This window comes from Candidatus Pantoea carbekii, from assembly GCF_000971765.1.
Classification (GTDB): Bacteria; Pseudomonadota; Gammaproteobacteria; order Enterobacterales; family Enterobacteriaceae; genus Pantoea_A; species Pantoea_A carbekii.
Window position 1 is genome coordinate 686,089 of record NZ_CP010907.1, and the last position, 19,374, is coordinate 705,462.

Annotated in this window: 15 protein-coding genes; 4 read left to right on the forward strand and 11 right to left on the reverse strand. The window is 30.6% G+C overall.

From position 1 onward, the window contains the following. Positions 1-60: 60 nt before the first annotated feature. The 11 genes from BMSBPS_RS02430 to dnaA all read right to left on the reverse strand — a co-directional run bounded on the left by BMSBPS_RS02430 (position 61) and on the right by dnaA (position 16,397). Positions 61-999 (reverse strand): VirK/YbjX family protein, encoded by a 939-nt coding sequence (locus BMSBPS_RS02430; protein ID WP_022564011.1) that lies wholly within the window; start codon positions 997-999, stop codon positions 61-63. 194 nt (positions 1,000-1,193) lie between these two features. Next, a complete protein-coding gene (gene sodA, locus BMSBPS_RS02435; RefSeq protein WP_046201145.1) occupies positions 1,194-1,814 on the reverse strand; it encodes a superoxide dismutase [Mn] in 621 nt (206 codons plus the stop codon). 931 nt (positions 1,815-2,745) lie between these two features. Beyond that, on the reverse strand, positions 2,746-3,519 hold the full coding sequence (gene fdhD / locus BMSBPS_RS02440; RefSeq protein WP_044170049.1) for a formate dehydrogenase accessory sulfurtransferase FdhD: 774 nt from the start codon (positions 3,517-3,519) through the stop codon (positions 2,746-2,748). A 602-nt stretch (positions 3,520-4,121) separates the two neighbouring features. Then, positions 4,122-6,194 carry a glycine--tRNA ligase subunit beta gene (gene glyS / locus BMSBPS_RS02445; RefSeq protein WP_046201146.1) on the reverse strand — a complete coding sequence of 691 codons (2,073 nt, stop codon included), beginning with the start codon at positions 6,192-6,194 and terminating at the stop codon, positions 4,122-4,124. A gap of 9 nt (positions 6,195-6,203) precedes the next feature. Continuing rightward, positions 6,204-7,115, reverse strand: a complete 912-nt coding sequence (glyQ, locus tag BMSBPS_RS02450) for a glycine--tRNA ligase subunit alpha (RefSeq protein WP_022564015.1) — start codon at positions 7,113-7,115, stop codon at positions 6,204-6,206. 698 nt (positions 7,116-7,813) lie between these two features. Then, positions 7,814-8,554 (reverse strand): DNA replication protein DnaC, encoded by a 741-nt coding sequence (gene dnaC, locus BMSBPS_RS02455; RefSeq protein WP_022564016.1) that lies wholly within the window; start codon positions 8,552-8,554, stop codon positions 7,814-7,816. A 401-nt stretch (positions 8,555-8,955) separates the two neighbouring features. Next, on the reverse strand, positions 8,956-9,096 hold the full coding sequence (locus BMSBPS_RS04625) for a hypothetical protein (RefSeq protein WP_158414191.1): 141 nt from the start codon (positions 9,094-9,096) through the stop codon (positions 8,956-8,958). Between the two features lie 474 nt (positions 9,097-9,570). Then, a complete protein-coding gene (locus BMSBPS_RS02465; RefSeq protein WP_022564018.1) occupies positions 9,571-9,993 on the reverse strand; it encodes an Hsp20 family protein in 423 nt (140 codons plus the stop codon). Between the two features lie 396 nt (positions 9,994-10,389). Next, positions 10,390-12,798: a DNA topoisomerase (ATP-hydrolyzing) subunit B gene (gyrB, locus tag BMSBPS_RS02470; RefSeq protein WP_022564019.1), complete on the reverse strand. Its 2,409-nt coding sequence runs from the start codon at positions 12,796-12,798 to the stop codon at positions 10,390-10,392. 1,080 nt (positions 12,799-13,878) lie between these two features. Continuing rightward, positions 13,879-14,979: a DNA polymerase III subunit beta gene (gene dnaN / locus BMSBPS_RS02475; RefSeq protein ID WP_022564020.1), complete on the reverse strand. Its 1,101-nt coding sequence runs from the start codon at positions 14,977-14,979 to the stop codon at positions 13,879-13,881. 5 nt (positions 14,980-14,984) lie between these two features. Continuing rightward, the gene (gene dnaA / locus BMSBPS_RS02480) at positions 14,985-16,397 is read right to left on the reverse strand and encodes a chromosomal replication initiator protein DnaA (protein ID WP_046201147.1); all 1,413 of its coding nucleotides are present in this window, start codon (positions 16,395-16,397) and stop codon (positions 14,985-14,987) included. Positions 16,398-16,969: 572 nt separating this feature from the next. On the opposite strand from dnaA, the gene rpmH reads away from it, so the two are divergent. From rpmH to yidC, 4 genes are read left to right on the forward strand one after another with little or no spacing between them, the layout of a single operon-like run. Next, entirely contained in the window at positions 16,970-17,116 is a 147-nt protein-coding gene (rpmH, locus tag BMSBPS_RS02485; RefSeq protein ID WP_022564022.1) for a 50S ribosomal protein L34, read from the forward strand. Positions 17,117-17,120: 4 nt separating this feature from the next. Beyond that, complete coding sequence (gene rnpA / locus BMSBPS_RS04540) at positions 17,121-17,480, forward strand: ribonuclease P protein component (protein ID WP_071880134.1); 360 nt, start codon at positions 17,121-17,123, stop codon at positions 17,478-17,480. After that, a complete protein-coding gene (gene yidD / locus BMSBPS_RS02490; RefSeq protein WP_022564024.1) occupies positions 17,444-17,701 on the forward strand; it encodes a membrane protein insertion efficiency factor YidD in 258 nt (85 codons plus the stop codon). Before rnpA ends, yidD begins: the two co-directional genes overlap by 37 nt. A gap of 2 nt (positions 17,702-17,703) precedes the next feature. Then, positions 17,704-19,350, forward strand: coding sequence for a membrane protein insertase YidC (yidC, locus tag BMSBPS_RS02495; protein ID WP_044170050.1), 1,647 nt, complete (start codon positions 17,704-17,706; stop codon positions 19,348-19,350). Positions 19,351-19,374 lie beyond the last annotated feature (24 nt).

Here is a 19,374-nt window from a genome sequence, read left to right on the forward strand (position 1 = left end):
AATAATTTCTTTGAAGAAAGATATTTTAATTGTAGAACGTGCTCTGTGAGAGCATATCATTTACATACTTGCCTGATAAATTTGTTTAGTTAAGTTGTCCAATAATGTATATCTACGTCGATACTCAGCTCGTTTCTTGCTAGCAATTGTTTTTAAATCTTTACGTACCATACATAATGGCAATTTAAAAAGACCATCATTTTGAATTTCACCACCTAATGAAAGCCAAAAATCACTGTAACTAGCAAATAATTTATCTCTTTTGCTATAGCGATAACGTAAACTATGAAACACATGCACAGTATCACTAACACCTACAATGTTTCGAACTTTGCATAGTGCCGCTAAAATAAATATAACCTCCATTAGTAAGCGCTTTGGAAATAAACCATGCAAGGATTTAGTTGCAGTACGAATTACTGTATTAGAAATGTTTTTTCGAGGTCCCTGTAAGCCTCCAATTACTATAGTCCATTCCTGATTTTTTCGTAGAATAATAGAAAATGAAAGCGAAGTAATTAATTCTCCCTCAAATTGCAAATATAACATAATTTCGCCTTCCCGCTCAAAAAGTCCAGGACAAAAATTAATTGAAAATTTTTCACCATTTTTACCATCAAAATTGGCTAACATAACGTCATCCTGATTTTGTAAAAGCTGACGTAACTTACAATTATCTAATTTATCGATAAAGGTATAATGGTCAATAATTGCTTGTGCACGTTGCACCATACTTAAACCAATATGCAGATAAGGACGATGCGGTTTTAATACTAACAAACCTTGTACAACTAGTAACTCATGTAGCATAGGTAATTTTGCTAATTTCTTAAAATAATTTATGTTAACAACAGGAAAAACTATAAATCTTAAAAGAAATTTAATACGAAATTTTTTACTTTTCCATAAATTATGTGGTCTAAATTTACCACTTATTAAAGATAAACATATTGATAATAAAGAGCTATTTTTATTAAAATGTATTTTAATAGTAGACATATTTATCTTCAGCTATATGAATCATCATGCAAATTGCTATATAGACATAGTTAGCAATAGTAAATTAATCAATAAGATCTTGAAATAATCAGTAAGACAAATCTAAATTAAGCATTTAGAATGCACAGAAAATAAACAAGAAAACCGATGAAAATCACCGGTTTCATATTATCATCAAATTATAACTTAATTAATTATTTAATATAATTAAAACGTACTGTTGCTTCATCCCAGTTGACAACGTTCCAAAATGCTTTAATGTAATCAATGCGCTTATTTTGATACTTTAAATAGTATGCATGTTCCCAAACATCTAAACCCAAAATAGGATACCCTGATACATTAACAATCGATTGCCCCATAAGCGGGTTATCCTGATTAGCAGTAGAGGTTACAGCTAACTTACCATTATTTTGTTTAATCAACCAAGCCCATCCTGAACCAAAACGAGTTGTTGCTTCATTTTCAAAAGTCTGTTGAAAATTTTGCACACTCCCAAAATCGTTTTCGATAGCGTTTTTAAGTTCTCCGCATAGAAAAGTACCAATTTTTAAACTTTTCCAAAATAAACTATGATTAGCATGACCACCAGCATTATTGCGTATAGTATTTCTTTTATCTGCTGGCAATTCAGATAGTTTAGTAATGAGCTCATCCACAGGTAGATTTTGGAAATTCATATCTTGCAAAGCAATATTAGTATTATTAATATACGTTTGGTGATGTTTGGTATGATGGATTTCCATAGTTTGTTTGTCAAAATACGGCTCTAACGCATCATATGCGTAAGGTAGCGATGGCAGTGAATAACTCATATTTTCCCTCTTGGATTAGTATTAATTACTAACATTCATCTAGTTACTACTTTGAACGTTTCTAATCAAAGTATGGTTAATTAACCATATTAAATAAATTCATGATTTTCATTAATTTATTAATAAATTATCTAATTATTGATCAATAAATTTTTAATTAAATTACGTCAAAATAACATTTTATCTATTTTTAATACTTAAAAAATAGTCATGGTATTTTGATAAGTAACTTATAATTAAATAATAATTTGATATTATTAAAATTTATTTTTAAAATGCACACCTATATTAATAAGTTATTGTTTTATATTAAATATGAATTGATCATATGAATAAATTATAAAAAATACTAAAGATAAAACTGTATATAGAATATTACATTATTAATCACAAGTTTTTCTATTAAAATAACTCTAAAATGTTTGCATAGCACTTTATAAGTTTCATAATATAAAATCTAACAAATAAACAACGATATATAAACCGAATATTATTCATGACGTTAGTTATACTTTCAACAAAATTACATACGATATAATTATATGATATTATAAACAATTTTTTAAAATTAGCATAAATTGTAATTTCGATATCTTAGTTTTCTACTTCAATATGCCATGAAATAGTTTCATCAGATGGAATTTAAATTACATTTTTTAGAAAGATTATTGAATTAACATAAATTTAAATATAAAATAATAAAGAGATCAATGCAAATTCTTTAAACATTTATTATAGTGATTATTACTCAAATAAAGTCCTGCTTAATCAAGCAGTCAGCAATACTTGACCAAAAGACGCTTAATGATATTAACTATAGCAAAAAATTTACTATTTAACGATATAATTTACTTAATAAAAAATTTAAATAAAATATCGCTAAACAAGTTATATTCCGTTCCTGTTAATTATCAGTATAATATGTGCTATTCTAAAGAATCCTTTCTGGATGAGTATAAATGGTAGCACGACCAAGTTTGCTAAAACCTATCAAAGAAACATTGAAACGTTTAGCTATATCCACTGCAAGACAAGTAACGGCGGATACTACAAATAAAATCTCTACACCACACATAGCTGATTTATAAACTATTTCATAACTAGCTCGACTAGACAGTAATACAGCACCTTTATACCACATATTTTTACTGCAATATCCTAGTAACTTATCTAATGCTACATGACGACCTACATCTTCAAATGCTACTAATAAATTACCTTCAGGTGACATCCATGCTGCTATATGTGTACAACCTGTAATATTGCCAATCAACTGATAATCTCGTAACTGTGCTAACCCTATATCAACATTAGCTAAATTAAAATTTTGAGTAAATGCTAAAGGTTTTATATATTTATCAATCTGATCTAATTGCTCAATGCCACACAATCCACAACTAGTACGTCCAAACATTGTACGGCGCTGTTTTTTTAAGGCAATAAAACAACGACTGGATAACTCAATTTTCACTTCAATACCTTTACATACTAATACGACATCGATACCGAAAATATCACTAGGAGATGCGATAATCCCTTCTGATAGCGAAAATCCAAGAGCAAAAATTTCTAAATCATTAGGTGTCGCCATTATTACTACATGAGAAATACCATTGTATATCAATGCGATTGGTATTTCTTCTGCTAACCAATCTACTGTTCTTTTATTAAGATTATGACGTTTCCAGACTGAAACTTTTTGCATGCCAATAATTGTTGTATAATCAATTTTCTGAATATTTCGCTCTTTTTTTTCCACTTTTTTTTATCCAAACTAGTATTAAACAAGCTACTCTATCATCTAAAAATATTTCTATATTTGCTTATATAATTCTATGGAATTAACTATTCAGTGTAGATACCATAACATTTATATTTTCATTTTAAATTAGAGGATAAAAGATTTATCTTTTAGAATAATAGATCTGTTATTTAACAAATCAGTTATATTGTATTAATAAATTTTTATTTACTAATGAATCTTAATTCACATTTATTGTAGATATAAATGCATAAAAATTTTTAAATATATATGAATTAATATATTATAGTATTGCAGTAATATTTAGAATACCATTAAGAAAAAATTTTTACTACGTGCGCAATTTTTTCATTATCTTAATTTAATATAAGTTAAATATACTTTAACTATATTTGATATTTAAACAGTATTAGAGTAAAAAATAATTTTATTGTTAATACTAAAATATAATGCTGTAAACGTTATTTAAAACTAATTTTTATTTACTCTAATTAAAATGAACGTTTCATTTTCTGCATTGTAATGCGATCTGTATTTAATGCTGACTATAAAATTGAAATATCTGCGATCTGTAAAAACAAATCACGTATTTTCGCTAGTAATGTTAAACGATTGATTCGTATATTAGAATCATCTGTATTAACCATAACGTTATTAAAAAAATTATTTATTGGGTCAACCAATTTTGCTAGTTCAATTAATGCTTCCATATAACATCCTTTTTCAAAATGAGGTTGAAGTTTTTCATTTAGCACAGTAATAAAATTAGCTAGTTGAATTTCAGCATTTTCTTTTAAAAGAGCAATTTGTATATTATCATTTAATCGATCAGATAATTTTGACTTTGCTAAAATGTTAGAAATTCTTTTATTAGCAATAACCAATAAGTTCCATTCTTTTAAAAAATACAATTGAGATATTGCTTTTACACGTGCATCAAAGTCTGCTGGGCGAGTTGGCCGACATACCATTACTGCTTGAATAATAGTGATTTCATAACCTTTTTGCTGATACCAAGTATAGAAACGGCCCAATATAAAATCAATGATTTTATTTACAATGTTCACATTATTAATTTTAGCACCATAAAGACGTACCGCTTCTTCTGTTAATGTTTGTAGATCTAAAGGTAGCCGTTTTTCAACAATAATACGTAGTACACCAAGAGCAGAACGACGTAGTGCAAACGGATCCTTGTCACCTTTGGGCGGCTGGTTAACCCCAAAAATACCTGCTAAAGTATCTATTTTATCAGCAATCGCTACAGCACAGGAGACAAGGTTAGCAGGTACATTATCACCCGAAAAACGTGGTTGATAATGTTCGTTAATAGCTACAGCTACATCTTCTACTTCGCCATCACAGCGTGCATAATGCATGCCTATAATACCTTGCATATCAGTGAATTCACAAACCATATTAGTTACTAAATCACATTTAGAAAGCAATGCAGCGCGCGCAGCATGATTAACGTTAGCTCCAATTTTAATAGCTATCCACTTTGCTAATGCTATAATACGGGAAGTTTTTTCACGTAATGTACCTAATTCTTTTTGAAATAAAATATTTTTTAAATTCTTTAAATTATCTTCTAGACTTTGTTTTCGATCTGTATTAAAGAAAAATTTTGCATCAGAAAAACGTGCACGCACTACTTTTTCATTCCCTTTAATTACTTGTTTAACATCTTTCGATTCAATGTTAGCAACAAAAATAAAATATGGTAATAAGTGACCATCGTGAGAATATATAGGAAAATATTTTTGATCAACTTTCATAGTGTAAACTAAAGCTTCAGTTGGTACACTTAAAAACTTCTCTTCAAATTTTGCTCTCAATACTACTGGCCACTCTACTAACGAAGTGACTTCTTCTAATAAATTATCACTCAGATCAACATTGCCATTTAATTGATATGCTATTATTTCAGCAGTTTTTTTAATTTCAGATTTACGTAAATTATAATCAGCAATTACTTTACCACGTTCTAATAAAATTTGAGGATATTGATCAGCATGTTCAAGAATCAGTTTTTGTTTACCCATAAAACGGTGGCCGTAAATTACACGATTGGATTGAACACCTAAGATAGTTGCAGGAATTAACGCATCGTTCAGTAATAATGTCACGGTATGAATTGGCCGAACAAATTGTATGTCACTCGTACCCCATCGCATTAATTTTGGAATTGGCAATTTACTTAATGCAGTAGCTACTATCCCTGGTAAGAGAGATTGAGCTTGTTGACCTTTTATAAATGTATGGTAAGCAAGATATTCTCCTTTTTTATCATTAAAACATTTAGCTTGATTAAGTGTTATCCCATTACGACATGCCCATGCATGAGCTTCTTTAGTAGCTATACCATTAGAATCAAAAGCTTTGGAAATAGGCGGACCTCTATTTTCAATTTCGCGATCTAACTGCATAGTAGCAAGATGAGCTACTTTAAGAGCTAAACGACGTGGCGTGGCAAACCAATTTACTTTTCTATAAGCAAGACCAGCATTATTTAAACCAACAGAAAGGCGTGTAGCAAAAGCTTCTGCTAAGCTACGTAGTACTTTCGGTGGTAATTCTTCAGTACCAATTTCCACCAAAAAAGTTTTTTCATTCATAGTTACTCTTTACTTATTTCTATTGCACATGGGAAATCCAAGTGCTTTACGTGAGGCATAATAAGTTTCGGCAACAGCTTTCATTAAAGTACGAATACGTAAAATATAACGTTGACGTTCAGTCACTGAGATAGCTTGACGCGCATCTAGCAAATTAAAGTTATGGGTAGCTTTTAAAATACATGCATAAGCAGGTGCCAACAAAGGTTTTTCGAAAGCTAATAGTTGTTTAATTTCTTTTTCGTAATGTTCGAAAGAACTAAAGAGAAAATCTAAATCTACACATTCAAAATTATAAGTTGATTGTTCTACTTCATCCTGAAAGAATAACTCTCCATAGGTGATTCGACCCAATGCACTATTACTCCAAATTAAATCATACACACTATTTACACCTTGAATATACATAGCTAACCGTTCCAAACCATAAGTGATCTCACCGGTTATTGGTTTACATTCAAGTCCACCTACTTGTTGAAAATAAGTGAACTGAGTTATTTCCATGCCATTTAACCGTACTTCCCAACCAAGTCCCCAAGCACCCAAGGTTACACTTTCCCAATTATCTTCCAAAAAACGGATATCATGGATTGTTGGATCAATACCTAATGCTTTCAAAGATCCAAGATACAAATCTTGTATATCATGGGGTGATGGTTTAATAATTACTTGGAATTGATAGTAATGCTGTAAACGATTTGGATTTGCACCGTAACGACCATCAGTAGGGCGACGTGAGGGCTGTACATAAGCAGCGGCAATTGGTTCCGGTCCTAATACACGTAAGCAAGTGATGGGATGAAAAGTGCCAGCACCTATTTCCATATCAAATGGTTGAACAATGATACATCCTTGACGTGCCCAATAATTTTGTAAAATCCAGATTAATCCTTGGAAAGTCTCACGATCAAATTTTTGCATGTTATAGTTGCACGCGATACAATTGAATAAAAAGTGTATAATATTATACCTTCTGAGTACAGATTGTGCAGCTAGAAATTATAATTTTATGTAGCTATCGTTACAAATATATTACATATGTAGTTAGCAATAAAAAATAGAATAATGTTTATTGTAAATTTATTTCTTATGAGATGATAAAATTTTTATGATTATATACTATATTATTGATATATAATCATATTTTTTTGTTAATCAGATAAATAGCTCATGTCGTCATATATTCAGGGCTAGGGATTATATCTTTTGCTTTTTATTACATACCATATAAACATCTTTTTAAATTAACTTTTTGAAAGTTATATCTTAAGAAATACTTTTTCATAATAAATGTGCAATTATGTATTAATTAGAGAAATTCAATAATATTAGTGTAAAGTACTTTATAAAAACATGATTTAGTAATACGACAATTGTTATTTTATATAATAATCTAGAAACTACTGATTTTTTTATGCTATTCTTAAAAAGAGAATTATGATAGCGTATTTACATAAAATAATTAAGTATACTATAGATACTCTAAAGAGAGAAAACCCTAATTAATAATATTTTAACTATTTAAAACATATGTATATTTTACTTAATCAAATTTAAACTAAATGAAACAGAAATAATAACGAAAATATTATTATCAAACTATAATTAATAGCATAGAATTAATATTCATCACCTCTTATACGACTGCGATAACTTTCCCAATCAAAACGTACCCATAAACTATTTCCAAGACGCATACGATCCATTACACGCTCACCCAGCAATGCGTTCATACTCGAAGGATCAAGATTTGAAAGCATGCCTGTTGGACGTTTTGAAGAAGAACGACGATCAACAATCTGATTAATTATTACTTTTTCATAACGTGATTCACTTTGTATTCCAATTTCGTCTATTACCAACAAATTAACATGGCTGAGATCATGTAGTAAACGTTGTTCTGTAACACTACTACTTCCATTAAAAGTACTTTTCATACTTGACATTAAATCAGCTACAGTAAGAATTACAACGCTCTTACCGCGTAAAATTAAATCATTACCTATTGCTGCTGAAAGATGATTCTTCCCAGTACCTGGTCTTCCAGTAAAAACAAAACTAGCTATACTGTTTTCAAATTTAGCTGCGTACTCTCGGGCTAGATTTAATGCTTTGCGTTGCCCATTATTTTCTACTCGATAGTTATCAAATGAACAATTCATATACAATTCACGAATACCAGAACGACCCATAACACGTTGCATTTTCATAGCACGATTTTCGAGCAAAATTGCTTCAGAACGTAAGCGACCTTGTTCTTGATTCCAAGCTAACAATTCTTCACCGCTTTCAAATTTTGGTTTGATATTAGACGGTATAAGCTTCTTTAAACGACTAAATAGATCGTTTGGCGTTTTCATTGTTCACCTCGGAAACCATCGGGAATATCGTAATGAGTACTTGCAAATTGACTAATAATTCGTCTTTGGTGTCTATTATTAGCAAAACGATTCATTTGTATATTTCTTGCCAATTTTTATTACCATTGTACATGATGAAAAAAGCGTCCTTCATCTTGCGAATATGCGATAAAAGCGGCGATTTCATGCGCTGTTGGAGATTAACTTACGTTGTTATGCCCCATACTGACTTCTGCTTGACGTTAAAATCATCTTCTGGTTGCCAACCCTCATACATAGCAAACTTACCTCCTTGTGTAAGGACGAGATTATCATAAAAAACACATTTTCATCTAGCGAAACATTGTTAGGCTTCTTAGTTACTGTTTCTGATGCTAATAACAGTGCTAATTGTTGAAGTGTCATGTCAATACATAAAACGTTGGTTCATTATGCTGAAGAAGTGCTAATGTGCCATTATCAGCATTTAGAAAAGCGCTAGATGGATCGTTACAAAAACTATCTAGACCTACTAGCGTTGAAATTAACATTTTGACTAGCATGAAACAACCCAACATTGATGAATATTATGAATTGGTGAAACTGATATTTTATTATTTGACATTCAGTGTATCTGTTTTAGCACAGAATTACTAGAAAAGCATGATAGGATTTTCATGCAACATAGTATAATCTAGATACTTTCATATTTTCGATCTTCTCAATTGACTATTAAAGGTAGATACATTCTACTTTATTACTTTAATAACTATATTAAACATTATAAAACAATAAAAAAACAAAGTTGACTACTATCATTCAATCCAAGTATATCAAAAAATGCAAAATTTAAAAAAATTAAGACGTTATCTTAAATTTGTGTTATTAATAACATGTTTTCATATCAAGACACTCAATATAATACATCTTTTTTTAACAAATGATATGAAGGACAATCTTCAACAAACCAATTAATAAGTCCATATGGTTGTTCAGAGTCAGTGAGTACAGAGCGCTTAATGTAAATTAAAAAATAATTATTTAATTATTTCTATGCGACGTGGTTTTTCTTTTTTTGAAATAAAATGTTCTAAATCAATAATTAATAAACCATTTTCAAGACGTGCATCGCGTACGGTAATTTGTTCAGCCAGTTGAAATTTTTTCTCAAAATTATGTTCAGTAATACCTCGGTATAAATATCTACGATCTTTTTGTTTTGTAGAATCATGTACTCCACACACTACTAAAATATTGTTATGCAAAGTAATATCTAATTCCTCTTCTGCAAAACCTGCTACAGCAACCGTAATACGATAATGGTTTTCGTCATCAGTTAATTCAATATTGTACAAAGGATACCCATCATTAGATTTGTCGTGATTAGATCTAACTATATTAAATGTATCATTAAAATCTACAGAAGACCGATACGAGGGAGAGAGATTAAAATTATGCATCATAAAACTCCTGATAATCAATAAGCTTTGGTAACTTTCCATTATTAAATTATTGATACAAGGTATCTAATTGATCATGGCGACTAAAACATGTTCGCATTCCAAATATAAGGATTTGAAATTAGTTTTCAACTCACGCAATACATATTTTAAAAATTTCACGTAAACTATTTAATTTAAAATTTATAATCTGAAAATAGATCGAAAATATTATATAAATAAGAATTATTAAATATATATTAAATTAATTAATTAAATTATAACACATGTGTTTTTGGAGGTCGTTTGATTTACAACATCATATAATATAAAATTATATGAAAGAAAATAAATAGTTTGCTATAAAATACATAACTAACAAAGGCATTTTTTAATCGCGAGTAAAATCTTGACAGTTTAAATATCAATATTAGAAACTTTCAATGCATTTTCTTCTATAAATGCCCGTCTGGGTTCTACTGCATCACCCATTAATGTAGTGAAAAGTTGATCAGCAGCTATAGCATCTTTAACAGTAACACGTCGCATACATCGACTTTCTGGATCCATAGTAGTAGTCCATAATTGTACTGGATTCATTTCTCCCAAACCTTTATACCTCTGCATATATAAACCACGTTGAGATTCTTTAGCAAGCCATTCAAACGCTTCTTCAAAATTAGTTACTAATTGACGATGTTCGCCGCGTTCTATAAAAGTATTTTCTTTAATTAAACCACGTAATTCGTTACCTAAAAAACAAATTTTACGGTATTCCAACCCATTGATGAAATCAATATTTAGTGCATAATGTCTTTCTATACCATGAGTACGAACTTGCAGTATAGGAAAAAATATATTTAACGTTTTATCCTCTTGTATCTGTACTGTATAAGAGCTGTTCTGTACTTCTGACTTAGCTAGATAACTTACTAAACTTTCCGACCATTTTTTTACTGTATTTTTATTACTCAGATCACTTAAAGCGGGATTATAAATTAGTGCATGTAGTAACGAAAACGGAAAAAAACGTTCCATACGTTTAATCATTCTATAGGTACTATTCAATTCAACGACTAATTTTTTAAGTTCTTCGCCACTTATGATTAACGTATTGTTAATATTTAGCTTAGCACCTTCCAGCGCTATAGAAATCTTATATTTATCCATTGCCTCATCGTCTTTTATATACTGTTCTTGTTTTCCTTTTTTAACTCTATAAAGAGGCGGTTGAGCAATATAAACATGACCTCGTTCAATAATTTCAGGCATTTGGCGATAGAAAAATGTCAATAGCAAAGTACGAATATGCGAACCATCTACGTCTGCATCAGTCATAATTATAATACTATGATAACGTAGTTTGTCTGGATTATACTCATCACGCCCGATACCACAGCCTAAAGCAGTAATTAAAGTAGCTACTTCTTGTGAAGAAAGCATTTTATCAAAGCGCGCTTTTTCAACGTTAAGAATCTTGCCTTTCAGTGGTAAAATCGCTTGATTTTTACGATTGCGCCCTTGTTTTGCGGATCCACCAGCAGAATCTCCCTCAACTAAATATATTTCAGAAAATACTGGATCACGTTCCTGGCAATCTGCTAATTTACCCGGCAATCCAGCTAAATCAAGTACACCTTGACGACGAGTTATTTCTCGTGCTCGACGTGCTGCTTCGCGTGCCCTTGCTGCATCAATAATTTTAGTTATGATTATTTTAGCATCATATGGCCTTTCTAGAAGATATTCTTGTAAAATTTCATTTGTCTGTTGTTCAACTGCGGACTTGACTTCCGACGAAACTAATTTCTCTTTAGTCTGTGAGGAAAATTTTGGATCCGCTACTTTTACCGATATAACTGCCACTAAACCTTCACGTGCATCCTCGCCTGTAATATTAATTTTGTTTTTTTTATTGTATCCTTCCTTCTCTACATATACATTAAATGTACGAGTTACGGCTGCACGAAAACCTGCTAAATGAGAGCCACCATCACGTTGTGGAATATTGTTAGTAAAGCAGTAGATGTTTTCCTGAAAACCATCATTCCACTGCAAAGCAATCTCCATGCTGATATTGTCTTTTTCAGAAGAAAAATAACAAATATTAGCGTGAATGGGATTTTTATTGCGATTTAAATACTCAACAAACGCTTGAATACCTCCTTCATAATGAAAGTGATCTTGCTTATTATTACGTTTATCTTTCAGCCGAATCCAGATGCTAGAATTTAAAAATGACAATTCACGTAAACGTCTTGCTAGAATATCATATTCAAATTCAATTACGTTAGAGAAGATATCATAACTGGGCCAAAAACGTATGCACGTACCGGTTACTGTAGTATTATTGCCAATTATACTTAATGCGCTCTGTGGTACACCATGAATGTAAATTTGTTGGTATATTTTTCCATCACGATGAATGATTAAATCGAGTTTTTGCGACAGTGCGTTTACTACCGAAATACCTACACCGTGTAAACCACCAGAGACCTTATACGAATTATCATCAAATTTACCACCTGCATGTAATACGGTCATAATTACTTCAGCAGCAGAGATCCCTTCTTCAGGATGAATACCAGTTGGGATACCTCGACCATTATCTTCTACTGTTACAGAATTATCTGTATGAATAGTTACAATAATATTATTACATTGGCCAGCGAGCGCTTCATCGATAGCGTTATCTACAACTTCGAATACCATATGATGCAAACCAGTTCCATCATCTGTGTTACCAATATACATACCTGGACGTTTGCGCACTGCATCAAGTCCTTTGAGGACTTTAATACTAGAGGAGTCATAGGAATTCGACATCTAATTTTCTCACTCATGTCATTGTTAGTTAAGATTTAAATTTTTGATTTAGAATAGATTTTATCGATACAATAATAAATTATATTTTTAATTCTCATATTAATCATACTTTACTATCTTATTACTTTAAAAACCAGTGCAATTGAGACTATATGGTTTTTTTTAAGATGATTCAGTCGATTAATATGCGACTGTAATCTACATTTGAATTCTATTAAGATGCTGGAAATACAAATTTTACAATTATATCCTGTGGATACAAAATTTTAATTTAACTAAATAAAATTTTAAATTGTGTTAACTGCTTGTTTTAAATAAAACCATTAGCTTTATTGCAGACTATTGAATACTTGTATTTAAGTACCATGGTCATGGTACTTAAAGTTCTTTAATGCAGAAAGCTAATATAAATATTTTTGCGAGAATAAAATTTAAACGTTAATTGTTATTTTACTCAAAACTAATTTAAATAGCAATTTTTTTCAATTTAATTATTTAGCGTATAACATAGTTACATATTATTAATTTACTTCAGTTTATTCAAAGTAAAAATCATTAATTCTAGTATTACACAAGAGATTAAAACATAGTGAGCAAGCGTATTTCTGCTAAATTTATTAGTATATTTACTATGCAATTAAATTTTATGAAATCAATATAAAAATCTGCCTGCATTGTAAAAATAATAATCAATTTGGATGTTCCAGCATTAATGATTATTAAATATTTCAAAGCAATTATTTACAATCTCGAATTTACTAATTTCAAAATAATTAAATTATTTGATAATAACTAATTATTTGATAATAACTATAATTAGTTATTACTTATTATATTAAATATCAATTTTTATCATCTTGTAAAATCTAATGGTTCTTAAATGTTTTGATAATTACATTTATTCATTATAAATTCTGACACACTGTCAATACTTAAAGCATAAAAATAAATTCACTATATCAACTGATTACTTATCTAATTTTAAAAAATGTATTACATAGCACAAGCATGTATAATGCAGAATTAACTAAAACTGATATATCAAAATAATATATTTAGTTATACTAAAATTAATACGTTCTATAATCTCATTGGCATAATAACGTAAGTCGAAACTGGGTTAATAGCATCTTCTATTTGCATGCTTGAAGCAGAATCAGTTAGCGATAAACGTACAGTTTTACATTTTAATGTATTTAATACATCTAGTAAATAATTAATATTAAACGAAATTTCTAATTCTTCTCCTACATAATGAATATCTAATATTTCTTCTGCTTTTTCGTGTTCTAAATTATTAGCAGTAATTTTAAGCTGATTTTTAATTATATGAATATTTACACTGCGAAATTTTTCATTTGATAAAATTGATACTCGAGTAAATGCTTTTTTCAATAATTCACAGTTTATTTCTAATATTTTATCTGCATTGTTCAATAATACATGACGATAGTCAGGAAAGGACCCATCGACTAATTTACATGTAAAGATAAACTCATCGATACAAGCGCGTATTTTACTACTACCAATCTGTATTTGCAACGTTTTTTCACTGCTATTAAGTAAGCGTACTAGTTCAATCACACCTTTACGTGGTATTATTACAGAATGTTTTTTTAATACCTGCGAAATCTGCTGTGAACAAATGGCTAAACGGTGTCCATCGGTCGCTACAGTACGCAACTCATTATTATTAGTTTCAAACATTATACCATTTAGAAAGTAACGTACATCCTGATTTGCCATAGAAAAAGATGTATCTTCAATAAGACGCTTTAACGTTGCCTGGGAAAGATTAAAATCTATTTTAATTTCCCAATTTTCTATATTAGGAAAGTCACTAGCAGGTAATGTAGAAAGTGAAAAACGGCTACGGTAAGAATAAATTATTATACGATCACCTTTTAAAGTTAGATTAATTTGTGATGCTTCAGGTAGATTACGGCAAATGTCAAGAAATTTGCGAGAAGATACCGTAATAGCTCCTGGATGATACTCTTGGGTTAATACGATACGTGCAACCATTTCTGTTTCTAAATTAGTGCCAGTTAATAATAGTATGCCTTCATTTACCTGAAGCAATATATTGCCAAGGATTGGCAAAATTTGACGTTTGCTAATTAAACTATTAACTTGTTGCAAAGGTCTTAATAATTTTTCGCGCTGTATAATAAATTTCATGGAAATTATGAAGATAAAGTCTGAATAAGATTAGAAAAATCTTTTTTTATATCATTTGTTTCTTCTCGTAACTGCTCAATTTTTCGACAAGCATGCAATACAGTAGTATGATCGCGACCACCAAACGCATGACCAATTTCTGTAAAACTATGATTAGTAAGTTTTTTAGCCATTACCATAGCCATTTGACGTGGACGTACTACAGATCGCGAACGCTGTTTTGATAATAAATCACATACTTTAATTTTATAATATGCAGCTACTGTCTTCTGGATGTTATCGATAGTAACTAATTTTTCTTGTAAAACTAATAAATCACGCAAAGCTTCTCGTACTAAGTCGATAGTAATAGCACGACTGCTAAAATTAGCATTAGCAATGACACGATTTAGTGCACCTTCTAGTTCGCGAACATTAGAACGCAATTGTTTAGCAATAAAAAAAGCTACTTCACATGGTAAGGCGATGTGATTTTCATGCGCTTTTTTCATTAATATTGCTACGCGTGTTTCTAATTCTGGTGGTTCAATAGCAACTGTCAATCCCCAACCAAAACGTGATTTAAGACGATCTTCTACACCGTGAATTTCTTTAGGATAACGATCAGAAGTCAAGATAATTTGTTGATGACCTTCAAACAATGCATTAAAAGTATGAAAAAATTCTTCCTGTGAACGTTCTTTGTTAGCAAAGAATTGAATATCATCGATAAGTAATGCATCTACAGAACGATAATAATACTTGAATTGTTCTATTGCATTGTTTTGAAGAGCTTTTACCATATTCTGAACAAAACGTTCAGAATGCATATAAACTACTCTTGCATTTGATTTGCATATAATAATACAGTTAAATACTGCGTGTAGCAAATGAGTTTTACCGAGACCAGTGGCACCATAAAGAAACAACGGATTATAAGCTCTACCCGGATTATTTGCTACTTGACGTGCTGCTGCCCGTGCTAATTGATTAGATTTACCTTCTATAAAATTATCAAAATTGTGACGATTATTAACATGATCACAATAAGTAACGTCTGCATGGGCTGGCATGGCATTCCAATTTGAGCGTTCCATGGATGTTTTTGCCCAACTATTTTCTAGAAATGTAGAGCTATGGCTAATGTTCTTGAATTTTTCCATTTCGATTTGAGTTTTAGTAGCTTGTTTTATTGAAAACGTGCCTACTTCAAAATGCAGTGATGGAATATTTGAACCACAAAATTTGTTTAATACACTATTAATATTATTAAGATATTTTTCTCGTACCCAGTCGAGTACAAACCGATTGGGTGCATAGAAAGCTAATGTATTGTCCTTGAAGTTAACCCGTAACGGCCGAATCCACATGCTGAATTCAGTAGCAGGAAGTTCATCCTGTAAATACGCAAGACAATGTTGCCAAAACTTAGGTGACACGGCGGACTCCATTTGTACAAAATCGACAAGAATTGTTAGCAATAATAAAAAATACTTTTAATAAATGTATTTAAAAAAAATTGCAAACATGTTTTCATAATATCAACCTTATCGATAATAGGAAATTGTTCAAGATAGGAAGAACAATCATCCAATCAAAGACACAGAGTTCTTAATTTAACCTAATATACTATTATATTCATATGATATTAAAGATGCCATCAAGTTTCTATCTTTCGAATGATTCAGCTGCAATAAATTTTAAAATACTGTAATATTGTTTTTGCCTTTTACCATTTATTCTTCATATAATTTTTTCTTTGTAATTATTTTAATGTCTTATAGTATCACACTCACTAATCTAACATTAGCTAGCTGTACTTAGAATGTGCTATCTAATACGATGAGATAGTATTCTAAATATGGAGTTAATTGACTCTGGAATTTATAATTATTACAATTTCGTTTTCTAACTTACTTAAAAGTAGGTTGAGTACTTAATCATTTTATTTGTAGAATATGTACATTATCTTAATAAAACTTCAAATATAATTATAGAAAGGTCAATATATATGAAACGTACTTTTCAACCGTCTATTTTAAAGCGTATGCGTTCTCATGGTTTTCGTGCCCGTATGGCTACTAAACATGGACGTCAGATTATATCACGTCGCCGTGCTAAAGGTAGAAGACGTTTAACGGTATCTTCTAAAAATTAAAATAATGAATACGTTTAAGTTTCCAAGAGCATTACGTTTGTTAACTTCTGCTCATTTTAGATATGTCTTCCAATATCCGCAACGAGCTAGAAAGAATAATATTACTATACTTAGTCGATGTAATTCGTTAAAATATCCACGAGTTGGTTTAACAGTCGCCAAAAAATATGTAAAAACAGCGCATGAACGCAATCGAATTAAGCGATTAATACGTGAAAGCTTTCGAAAACACCAACACATATTACCTGAAATGGATTTTGTTGTCGTAGCGAAACAAGGAATTGCTAACCTCGATAATAGCACACTTAATAAAATATTAGAGACATTATGGCTTCATCACTGTCTATTGGCACGCGCTTTCTAATTACACTGATATATCTGTATCAGTGTATTATTAGTCCGTTGCTGGGCCCTCACTGCCGCTTTTATCCTACTTGTTCACAGTATGCAATAGAAGCTTTATACCGTTTTGGTATAGCAAAAGGCGCTTGGCTAACAATTAAACGCATATTTAAATGCCATCCTTTTAATGCAGGTGGAGAAGATTTTGTTCCACTAAAAAACCTTAATATAAGAGAACATTAATGATGGATTCGCAGCTTAATCTTTTCCTCATTGCTTTTCTATCGATATCTTTTATAATGTGGCAATCTTGGCAGATAGATCATAGTTCACAGCAACAACAGAGCCAAACTTTGCACAAAAGCAATAGTAGTAATGCAGTGAGTTATATAACAACACCTTTAGATACACTAGGCAATTCTAAATCAATAGTCACAATCAAAACTGATGTATTATTGCTACATGTTAATAGTCGTGGTGGCGATATTGAACAGGCGCAGCTATTAACTTACGCAAATAAATTAGGTTCAGATATACCAATATCACTGCTAGACACTACACCTTCATTTATTTATCAAGCACAAAGTGGATTGATAGGAATTAATGGTCCAGATAATCTAAAGACTAACTATACTCGACCACTATATCAAACTTCTCAAACTCATTTTGAGTTATCAAAAGGACAAAACGAATTACGTATACCATTTCGTTGGAAAGATAACAATGGCGTGGTTTACACTAAAACCTTTTCCTTAAAACGTGGAGAGTTTGTAGTTAACGTCGATTATGATATTAATAATACTACTTCCAAACCACTTGAAGTAATATTATTTGCTCAGTTAAAACAATCTATTAACCTTCCTAAATATCGTGATCATGATAGTAATAATTTTGCTTTGCATACATTTCGTGGTGCTGCATATTCTACAACTAATTTAAAATACGAAAAATATAAATTTGACACTATCATTGATAATCAACATTTGCATGTCATTACTAGAAATGGCTGGGTAGCAATGTTAGAACAATATTTTGCAACAGCTTGGATACCAAAAACAGACGGTAATAATACATTGTATACCAATAATTTAGGCAATGGAATTGTATGTATTGGGTATAAATCTATCCCAATTATTGTAAATTCAGGTCAACAGCGACATACTAGTGCAACTTTATGGATCGGTCCAAAAATTCAAAATGAAATGGCTGCTATTGCTCCGTACTTGGATCTAACCGTTGATTATGGCTGGTTATGGTTTATTGCTCACCCTTTGTTTAAATTGCTTAAATTTTTACATGCTTTTATTGAAAACTGGGGTTTTTCTATAATTTTTATTACGTTTATTGTGCGCGGTATTATGTATCCTCTTACTAAAGCACAGTACACTTCTATGGCAAAAACCCGCATGTTGCAACCAAAGATTAAAGCTATGCGTGATCGTTTAGGAGATGATAAACAAAAAATTAGTCAAGAAATGATTGCATTATATAAATCAGAAAAAGTCAATCCATTAGGCGGTTGTCTTCCTCTTATTATTCAGATGCCTATTTTTCTTGCTTTATACTATATGCTTTCATGTTCGGTAGAACTGCGTCATGCACCATTTATTTTATGGATTCGCGATTTGTCCGCACAAGATCCTTACTATATTCTTCCGATCATGATGGGTATTACAATGTTCTTAATGCAGAAAATGTCGCCTAGTACTGTAACCGATCCGTTGCAACAGAAAATAATGGCTTATATGCCAATAATTTTTATTCTTTTTTTTCTGTGGTTTCCATCAGGTTTAGTATTATATTACATTGTTAGTAATCTATTTACTGTTCTGCAGCAACAAATCATTTATCGTTCTTTAGAAAAGCGCGGTCTTTACAATCGTGATAGCTAAAATATTATTTTCAACTAAATTATG

Coding starts and splice junctions, on each gene's coding strand:
- BMSBPS_RS02430 (WP_022564011.1), bottom strand. CDS start 999: ATGTCTACTATTAAAATACATTTTAATAAAAATAGCTCTTTATTATCA.
- sodA (WP_046201145.1), bottom strand. CDS start 1,814: ATGAGTTATTCACTGCCATCGCTACCTTACGCATATGATGCGTTAGAG.
- fdhD (WP_044170049.1), bottom strand. CDS start 3,519: ATGCAAAAAGTTTCAGTCTGGAAACGTCATAATCTTAATAAAAGAACA.
- glyS (WP_046201146.1), bottom strand. CDS start 6,194: ATGAATGAAAAAACTTTTTTGGTGGAAATTGGTACTGAAGAATTACCA.
- glyQ (WP_022564015.1), bottom strand. CDS start 7,115: ATGCAAAAATTTGATCGTGAGACTTTCCAAGGATTAATCTGGATTTTA.
- dnaC (WP_022564016.1), bottom strand. CDS start 8,554: ATGAAAACGCCAAACGATCTATTTAGTCGTTTAAAGAAGCTTATACCG.
- BMSBPS_RS04625 (WP_158414191.1), bottom strand. CDS start 9,096: ATGCTAGTCAAAATGTTAATTTCAACGCTAGTAGGTCTAGATAGTTTT.
- BMSBPS_RS02465 (WP_022564018.1), bottom strand. CDS start 9,993: ATGCATAATTTTAATCTCTCTCCCTCGTATCGGTCTTCTGTAGATTTT.
- gyrB (WP_022564019.1), bottom strand. CDS start 12,798: ATGTCGAATTCCTATGACTCCTCTAGTATTAAAGTCCTCAAAGGACTT.
- dnaN (WP_022564020.1), bottom strand. CDS start 14,979: ATGAAATTTATTATACAGCGCGAAAAATTATTAAGACCTTTGCAACAA.
- rpmH (WP_022564022.1), top strand. CDS start 16,970: ATGAAACGTACTTTTCAACCGTCTATTTTAAAGCGTATGCGTTCTCAT.
- rnpA (WP_071880134.1), top strand. CDS start 17,121: ATGAATACGTTTAAGTTTCCAAGAGCATTACGTTTGTTAACTTCTGCT.
- yidD (WP_022564024.1), top strand. CDS start 17,444: ATGGCTTCATCACTGTCTATTGGCACGCGCTTTCTAATTACACTGATA.
- yidC (WP_044170050.1), top strand. CDS start 17,704: ATGGATTCGCAGCTTAATCTTTTCCTCATTGCTTTTCTATCGATATCT.